Raw genomic sequence first — 603 nt, 5'->3', positions numbered from 1 at the left:
GGGAAAAAATTTAAAAGCACATATAGTAAACTTTATAAAAATATAAAAGTACCAGTCAATAAAAATGAGTGTATTTCTATAAGTATTTCTAATTTCAAGAACAGTATTCCTTATGATATTGTTCTGGATATGGATAGTACATATTCTACTCGAATTTGTGTTGAGCATAATTCAGGGAAAACATCTTTATCAAATGTTGTTGATGGTTATCGATGTTTAAAAATATCTAAGCCTTTGGAAAAAGAAAAAAATGTATTTAGGCAATTTATAGATTGGTTAAGCGGTTTCTTGTCATAAAAAGTTTGGAGGCTCATATGACCAAACTACCCTCTTACAATATGGCTATACGCTGCCAATGAAGACATTTAGGTAAATTAGAATCATGAAATATGAGTCTATCTTGATCCACAACGTAAGCATCATCAAATGGGCATACGATTACAACCTCATTTATTGCGAATTTTAAGAAATTTTTTAATAAACCCTAAAGATAAATCACTATTACCGTCGAACTAACTATGCAAAAAGTCTATATTTTATTTCTTTTGTTTTTTAGTGGAGTTTGTCTTGCTTCACCAGACTCAACTTTATATGTATCTATAA

The 603-nt window shown here is 29.2% G+C and carries 1 protein-coding gene; it reads left to right on the top strand.

The window, feature by feature from the left end; translation table 11 throughout:
- Positions 1-297 (top strand): NF045616 family extracytoplasmic (lipo)protein (locus KPC_RS20565; RefSeq protein WP_407642002.1); only part of this gene is annotated, 297 nt, incomplete at its 5' end.
- Between the last annotated feature and the right edge of the window lie 306 nt (positions 298-603).

Origin of the sequence: Acinetobacter stercoris (assembly GCF_900323515.1) — a bacterium.
GTDB lineage: Bacteria > Pseudomonadota > Gammaproteobacteria > Pseudomonadales > Moraxellaceae > Acinetobacter > Acinetobacter stercoris.
The sequence above is the reverse complement of the archived record's forward strand: the minus strand, read 5'-3'. Positions and strand labels throughout refer to the sequence as shown.